Here is a 6,766-nt window from a genome sequence, read left to right as displayed (position 1 = left end):
ACCGGTGGCTGCAGCCGTTCCTTGCGGGACTGTCGCATCCGGCGCGTCGGGCTATGTGCCCGCTCTACGTGAGCGGTCTGATCGGCTTGGGTGACCGCAAGAGCGTCCAGCCGATGGCGGCGCGGGCCGAGGGTGTGCCCTATGATCGGCTGCACCACTTCATCGCCGCCGGGATCTGGGATGAGGCTCCGCTTCAGCGGGCTCTTCTCGGCGAGGCCGATCGCCTCGTCGGTGGTGCGGATGCGATCTTGGTCATCGACGACACCGCTCTGCCGAAGAAGGGCAACCGCTCGGTTGGGGTCGCACCGCAATACGCCACGACGCTGGGCAAGACCGCCAACTGCCAGACACTGGTGTCGCTCACGTTGGCGCGTGGCGAAGTGCCCGTAGCAGTCGGCTTGGCGCTGTTCCTGCCCGAGACCTGGACGGGCGACCCGGATCGGATGGTATCGGCCGGCGTACCCGATGGCCTACGCGCGGCCCGCACCAAACTGGAGATCGCGGTTGCGGAGATCGACCGGGTTCGGGAGGCTGGCGTGCGCTTCGGCTGCGTGCTGGCCGATGCAGGGTATGGGTCCGCCCCGTTCCGGCAAGCCCTGAGCGCGCGTGGCCTGAGTTGGGCTGTCGGGATCTCAGGACGCAACAAGGTCTACCCGGCCGACGTGACGATGATCTTCCCCGTCGCGGGGCGGGGGCGACCGCGCAAGCGTCATGTGCCGGATCAGGTCTCGATCGCGGCGGAGACGATCCTGGCAGACATGAGCGGCCGATTGGTGACCTGGCGGCGCGGCACCAAAGGCCGGCTGCGGGCTCGCTTCTGCGCGCTGCGCGTCCGGATGGCCGATGGCCCGACCCAGCGGATCGGCGCGATGGGCAATCAGCATCTGCCCGGCGACGAGGTCTGGCTGGTGCGCGAGGAGCGAGGCTCGGGCGAGCGTAAATACTACCTCTCGAACCTGCCGGCCGAGGCAACGCTCAAGCAGCTGGCCGCAACGATCAAGGCGCGCTGGATCTGCGAGCAGGCGCACCAGCAGATGAAAGAGGAACTCGGCCTCGACCACTTCGAGGGCCGATCCTGGACCGGGCTGCATCGGCACGCGCTGATGACCATGATGGCCTATGCCTTCCTGCAATCCCGGCGCCTCGCAGCGGCGGGGCGGAAAAAAAAGAATCGCCTGCCCGCCGCCCCAGCCATCGATGCCGGCGATCCGCCAAGCCATCCTGGATCACCTCAGTCAGGGTCGCGTCGATCAGCAGGGCCGGGGCGCTCCACGAGGACCGCACGGTGTCGAGGGACCTGCGGTCGAGGGTGCGAGTAGCGGTCTCTTCGTCGTATCGGAGCGACAGGCGGCCGGCCGCGTCGGCGTCGCCGGCCAGGAAGGCCCGCAGCTCGCGCCAGATCCCGGCGAGCATCTTCACATCCTGGTTGTGCTGCCCGACCGAGGCGGCGCTCGCCTTGCGGGTCTTCGGGTCCATGCCCGGCGTGATGCCTGGGTCTCGCAGCCGGTCCCATTCGAGCTTATAGGCACCGCCGGCAGCCGCGGCGGTCACGCCGTGGCGCAGCAGGATCGCGCGCTGCAGCGGCCCGTCGTCCTCATGGTCGCGTAGGGCTCGCAGCAGGTTCGCCCGCGCCGCTTCGAGGTCGTTGGCCGCGTTGGTGAAGATCACGTCCGTGTAGTGCGGCTCGACCGGCGCGCGCTCGATCGCGTCGAGGGACATGCGGGCGGGCTTGTCGGGGAGGGCACCCATGGTCAGGCCCTCGTCGATCACCAGGGCGTCGGGCGCCGGGATCGCGCCGGGGCGGGCCTGAAACAGCAAGGCGTGCGGCGCCAGCCAGACCGGGGCGTTGGCTTGGCGTTGGCGCTCCATCCCGCAGCGGTCGTGAAACCGGCAGTACAGCTTCTGCCCGTCGACCTTCTTCTCGCACACGGTCGAGGGGATCGGCCGGACGGCGGCCTTCGCATCCTCCATCGCCGGGATGTCGAGACACATCGCCAGGTCAGGCGCATCCGGATCCGGTGAGGTGTACCCCCTGTAGACCCGAGCCTCGACGCCCTCGGCCGCGAACCGCTCGGCCAGTTCGGCGAGCAGGCTGTGCATCGGCGCGGCGTAGACGATGCTGGTGCCGGCCTAGACGGTGACGGCGCCGATCGTCAGCCGCGCGGCCGGCATGACCGACCGACTGGCCACCGACATCAACGGCGCGTTCGGCCCTGCCGTCAGCCCGCAGGCCGCCACCGACACCTTCGCGGCCATGCGCCAGGTCCCGAACCAAGCCATCGGCGCGGCTGTGGACGGCGCTCAGGCGCCCGTGAGCGCCCGGCCGGTCCTCGGCATGATCGACGACCGCCTACAGACGGCCCGGGGTGCCGAGGAGACCGTGCTCCGGCGAGCCCGAGATATGCTCGCCCATACCGATCCAGAGACCGGCTGGACGACCATCGCCGACAACCCTCGGATCCTGCACAACGTGAAGCAGGAGATGGATCGGGTCATCACCTACGGCGATCCTGGCCTCGGCGTGGCGCCCGGTGCGCTGGCTCGGAAGGACAGCGCCGCCCAGGCCGTGCGCGGACACCTCAACGACCTGCTGCGCGACCAGGTGCCGAACTACAGCGCAGCTAACGACGTGTCGGCAGCGCTGGCCCGGCGCATGGAGGCCGTCGACCAGGGGTCGCAGCTTCTCCGATCCGGCCAGGGCGCGACGCCGCCTGCCGACCTAGCCCGGCAGCTCGCGGGCATGACCCAGGGCGAGCGCAATGCCATGGCCATCGGCACCCGTGGCGCGATCGATCAGGCCGTCGGCACCCGTCGCAACGATCTCGTGGCGATGCAGGGCCTGTTGCAGGGTGAGGGCGGGTGGAATGCCGCCAACCTCGCGCAGCTTCATGGACAGGTACCGGTCGACCGGGTGGTCGGCGCAGTGAACCGGGAGGCCGCGTTCGATCAGGCCAACCGCCGGATCGTCGAGGGCTCGCAGACCGCTCAGCGCAGCCAGGCGGCCGACCGGATCGCACCGCGCACCACCCTCGGGGACGACTTCGGCGGGACGGTCGCCGGCGCAATCGGTGGGCCGCAGGGCTGGGCCCTGGCGCAGGCCGGCCGTTTGGCGAAGGCCGGGATCAACGCGGTCGGCAAATCGGCTGACATCGCCCGCAACCGCGAACTGGCGGATGCCGTGACGATGACCCAGGGCGAGCGGCTGGACGCCCTGCTGGCGGCGCTGGAGGCACGCGGGGTGACGCAGCAGCGGGCGGCGGCTCTGGGCAACGTCGCGGCTCGTGGCGGGCAGGCGGCGCTGCTGTCTCAGTCGGATCGGGCCCGGCCCTACCTGCCGACGACCTTGCCCGCTCTGCCGGCCTTCGGTCGATGACCACGCCACGCGAAAGCAACCGCCGCGATGAAAATTACCCCGAGGATCCCGAGCACGGCGACGTCCCCGATCCGATCCGCCAACCAATCGACGCCATGGGGGACCGTGGAGTTCACGCCCCACCCGATCGCCGTCATGACGACTGCGAACAGCACGAGGGTGGTCAGGATTTCAGCCCAGCGGCGCATGCCTGTGAATGTGGCCCCGCCTCGTCATTCTGTCGATAGGAGACCAGCATGAGCATCGGTTTCGGCTCCCTGCCCTCCTTCGCGGGCGGTGATGATCAGAACCCGCTGAGCCCCGCCCTGCAGCAGTTCCTGCAACAGCAGCAGCTCGCCCAGGCCCAGGCCCAGGCGCCTGTCGCCACCGCCCAGGACGTGCCGCAGGCCACGCCGCCGGGCTTCACCGGCTACCAGCCCCAGACCCCGCCGACCGGCGCGCCGACGCCCGTGGTCCAGCCAGGCGCGCAGGCGGCCGGTGCGGGGCTATTGTCGATGCTGGGTCCGAACAGCGCCGAGGCGGCCACACCGGATCCGAACGACACCCGCGGCCGGTTCATCTCGACCCTGCAGCAGGGCGGTTTGACCAACCCGAACGGCCTCGGAGCGGTGGCGGCCTACGCCGCCCACGAAAGCCGGTACTCGCCCAGCAACATCACCGGCTCGTGGTCGGACCCGAGCGAGAGCGGACAGGCGGGCCAGTCAGGCGGCATCCTGTCGTGGCGCGCCGACCGCCTCGCCAACATGAAGGCGTTCACACAGGGCGCATCCGACCCGGTGGTGGCGCAAGCCAAGTTTACGCTGGCTGAGAACCCGGCACTGATCCAGGCCCTGCAGAACGCCAAGAGCCCACAGGAGGCCAACGCCCTGATGGCGGACGCCTGGAAATTTGCAGGTTGGAACCGAGCCGGCGGTGAGAACGCTGCGCGGCTGGCCACGACGCAGCAGTACGCTAACAGCTTTGCGAACGGCCAAGCGCTGCCGGCCACCTCATCCCCTCGTGGCGGCTCGGTGGGGGCGACGGCGCAACGTGGCGCCTTCGGGTTGGGCGGGATCCAGGCGCAGGGATCGCCGGTACCGGGACAGGTGTCGCCGGCCTCGGGCGTCGCGTCCCTGTCCGGTCAGCCCCTCGCGGTCGCTCCCGACGCCACCGGGTTCTCGACCGATCCCGCGGCCCAGCAGACCCCGCAGCAGCCCAGCCCCTACGACGGCGTCGCATCGGCGCTGAAATCCATCGCGGGTGGCGGGCAGAAGCAGGTGCAGGGGGCGAAAGCGGGCGGCATGCCGGCGGGCGAGGCTCCGGGCGGGCGGCCGATTTCGTTGCAGCAGGCCCGGGCCATGTTCGATCCGAGCAAATTTTACGGGATGCTGCGGAACGCCGGCGTCGGCGGCCGGGCGCGCGGATCGTAGGTCAGGCCCGGGTGCCCGCCCTGTGACACTGCCGCTGGGACACATTGCACGTGATCGACTGTTCCCCATGCCCCATCAAATGAAAGGCCTTCATGACCTCGCTCACCCTCGCTGCGACCATCGCAGCGATGATCGTGACCCCTGCTTTCGCACAGGTCATCGAGACCCCCACCAGCACGACCGTGGTTGTCCCGCGCGGCGCCCCCGGCGTCGTCACACGTCAGCCAGGTTCGACCGGTGAGGAAGGTGCCGCCTCCTACTCGCCGACTGGTCGCGCTGCAGACAGCATCTCGAACGACTCGGCAGCGTCGGGTAATGAAGGTCAGCCTTCGCGGATTGGCTCAACGGGTAGCGGCGGCGGCAAGTAGCGGCAGCGGCAAATAATGCTGAGGATCGTTGATGTCCCAATATGCTTTTCTTGGCTTGGGGCTGTCACTGATCCTCTTCTCTGAGCCTGCACTCTGTGCCGAGCCTGTCGTCGGCCGTGCCTCCGTCACCGACGGTGACACGGTGGTGATCCGCGGTACCCGCATCCGCCTCTACGGCATCGACGCCCCGGAGAGCGCCCAGCTCTGTGAGGACGCCAGTGGCAAGGAATACCGCTGCGGACAGGTCGCCGCGCTCGCCCTGTCGGACCGGATTGGCGAGGCGAACGTCTCGTGCGAGCCTCGCGATACTGATCGCTACGGACGGACGGTCGCGGTGTGCCGGAAGGGTGGCGATGACCTGAACGCCTGGATGGTTGAGCAAGGCCATGCCGTCGCCTTCCGACGGTACTCGACAGCCTACGCTGCCCAGGAGGAGCGGGCGCGAGCCGCCAAGCGCGGGATATGGGCCGGTACGTTCGAGGATCCCTCCGAGTACCGCAGGACCGCCCGCGGTGGTCGCGGAGAGACCAAGCCGGGCACGGAGATGCCGCGCGCCACGACTGGGCGATGACTTGCGCCATCAAAGGCAACATCAGCCGGAAGGGTGATCGGATCTACCACGTGCCCGAGAGCCGGGATTACGCCAGCGTGGTGATCGATGAGAAGGCCGGCGAGCGCATGTTCTGCTCTGAGGCCGACGCCAAGGCGGCGGGCTGGCGAGCGCCGCAGAGGTAGTTTGCGAAGCCTACCATCGGCCGTCTACAGCCCGCCCATGCCGGACAAGCTCAACGCCCTCCTCGAACGCCCGAAGGCGCACCAGCGCACGCTCATCATGGCGATGACTGAGCATGATGGCCTGCCAGCCGGAAGCGCCTTGCGCCAGGTTGCCGAACTGGAGAACGTCATCGCGGCCGTCGAGGCGGTGGCGGGCGAGGAAGCAGACCGAGAGCGATGGTCCGGCTGTTATTTCCGGGTCGGCACGATGGCGTTCGTGGTCTCGTAGTCGATCACCGCGGCGGCCCGAAGAGGGGCGTGATGCGGCCCGGAGCGGTGTTGAACCCGGGAGCGGCAGGGGCGCGGAAATGGGGTAGTGTTCCCTACAGACCAAGGCACCCGTAGTCACGGATCGTGCCGGGCGAGCTGGTCCGCACCCCCGGGTGCACAGGTGTGCAGAGAACATCTTCGAGCGTTTCCGAACAAGCGCGAACGTCCGAGAGCATCGGCGCCGCTTCGGTCTGCTGCGTGTTGCTTCGATCGGCTTCGGTTTAGGGATGACGCCGAGGCAGCAGGACGACGGCTGTACACGGCCGTGGGACGGTAGCGTGCGGCAAGGGGCGGTAGCCGACGGCAGCGCTACGGTAAGAAGCACGGTAGCAGGAGGGGTATCACACCATACGCACTGAAGGTGCGGGCGGCTCGCCCCCGGGCGGGGCGAAGCGCGATCGGAGTTCCCATCTAACGGCCATGACGGGACGTTTCGGTCCTACGGAGGAAGCACGATGAGCGAAGAGAGAGCGGTACTGGCGGGTGGCTGCTTCTGGGGCATGCAGGATCTGATCCGGCGCCAGGACGGCGTCATCACCACCCGCGTCGGCTACACCGGCGGCGACGTGCCG

Annotated in this window: 8 protein-coding genes; all 8 read left to right on the top strand. The window is 69.0% G+C overall.

Annotated features, from left to right (window positions below):
- The coding region (locus MKL20_RS19330; RefSeq protein WP_244038042.1) for an IS701 family transposase at window positions 1–1,319 on the top strand (1,319 nt) is incomplete at its 5' end.
- Between the two features lie 851 nt (window positions 1,320–2,170).
- Window positions 2,171–3,373 (top strand): hypothetical protein, encoded by a 1,203-nt coding sequence (locus tag MKL20_RS19325; RefSeq protein WP_244038041.1) that lies wholly within the window; start codon window positions 2,171–2,173, stop codon window positions 3,371–3,373.
- 236 nt (window positions 3,374–3,609) lie between these two features.
- Window positions 3,610–4,782 carry a hypothetical protein gene (locus tag MKL20_RS19320; protein ID WP_244038040.1) on the top strand — a complete coding sequence of 391 codons (1,173 nt, stop codon included), beginning with the start codon at window positions 3,610–3,612 and terminating at the stop codon, window positions 4,780–4,782.
- A 92-nt stretch (window positions 4,783–4,874) separates the two neighbouring features.
- Window positions 4,875–5,150, top strand: coding sequence for a hypothetical protein (locus MKL20_RS19315; RefSeq protein WP_244038039.1), 276 nt, complete (start codon window positions 4,875–4,877; stop codon window positions 5,148–5,150).
- Window positions 5,151–5,181: 31 nt separating this feature from the next.
- Window positions 5,182–5,721: a thermonuclease family protein gene (locus MKL20_RS19310; protein WP_244038038.1), complete on the top strand. Its 540-nt coding sequence runs from the start codon at window positions 5,182–5,184 to the stop codon at window positions 5,719–5,721.
- Complete coding sequence (locus tag MKL20_RS19305) at window positions 5,718–5,885, top strand: nuclease (protein WP_244038037.1); 168 nt, start codon at window positions 5,718–5,720, stop codon at window positions 5,883–5,885. Before MKL20_RS19310 ends, MKL20_RS19305 begins: the two co-directional genes overlap by 4 nt.
- A gap of 37 nt (window positions 5,886–5,922) precedes the next feature.
- On the top strand, window positions 5,923–6,153 hold the full coding sequence (locus MKL20_RS19300) for a hypothetical protein (protein ID WP_244038036.1): 231 nt from the start codon (window positions 5,923–5,925) through the stop codon (window positions 6,151–6,153).
- 496 nt (window positions 6,154–6,649) lie between these two features.
- Window positions 6,650–6,766 (top strand): peptide-methionine (S)-S-oxide reductase (locus tag MKL20_RS19295; protein ID WP_244038043.1); only part of this gene is annotated, 117 nt, incomplete at its 3' end.

Source organism: Methylobacterium sp. E-066, from assembly GCF_022829635.1.
GTDB lineage: Bacteria > Pseudomonadota > Alphaproteobacteria > Rhizobiales > Beijerinckiaceae > Methylobacterium.
The sequence above is the reverse complement of the archived record's forward strand: the minus strand, read 5'-3'. Positions and strand labels throughout refer to the sequence as shown.

Bases quoted from the DNA above. Each gene is read 5' to 3' on its own strand.
- MKL20_RS19325 (WP_244038041.1), top strand. From the start codon at position 2,171: ATGACCGACCGACTGGCCACCGACATCAACGGCGCGTTCGGCCCTGCC.
- MKL20_RS19320 (WP_244038040.1), top strand. From the start codon at position 3,610: ATGAGCATCGGTTTCGGCTCCCTGCCCTCCTTCGCGGGCGGTGATGAT.
- MKL20_RS19315 (WP_244038039.1), top strand. From the start codon at position 4,875: ATGACCTCGCTCACCCTCGCTGCGACCATCGCAGCGATGATCGTGACC.
- MKL20_RS19310 (WP_244038038.1), top strand. From the start codon at position 5,182: ATGTCCCAATATGCTTTTCTTGGCTTGGGGCTGTCACTGATCCTCTTC.
- MKL20_RS19305 (WP_244038037.1), top strand. From the start codon at position 5,718: ATGACTTGCGCCATCAAAGGCAACATCAGCCGGAAGGGTGATCGGATC.
- MKL20_RS19300 (WP_244038036.1), top strand. From the start codon at position 5,923: ATGCCGGACAAGCTCAACGCCCTCCTCGAACGCCCGAAGGCGCACCAG.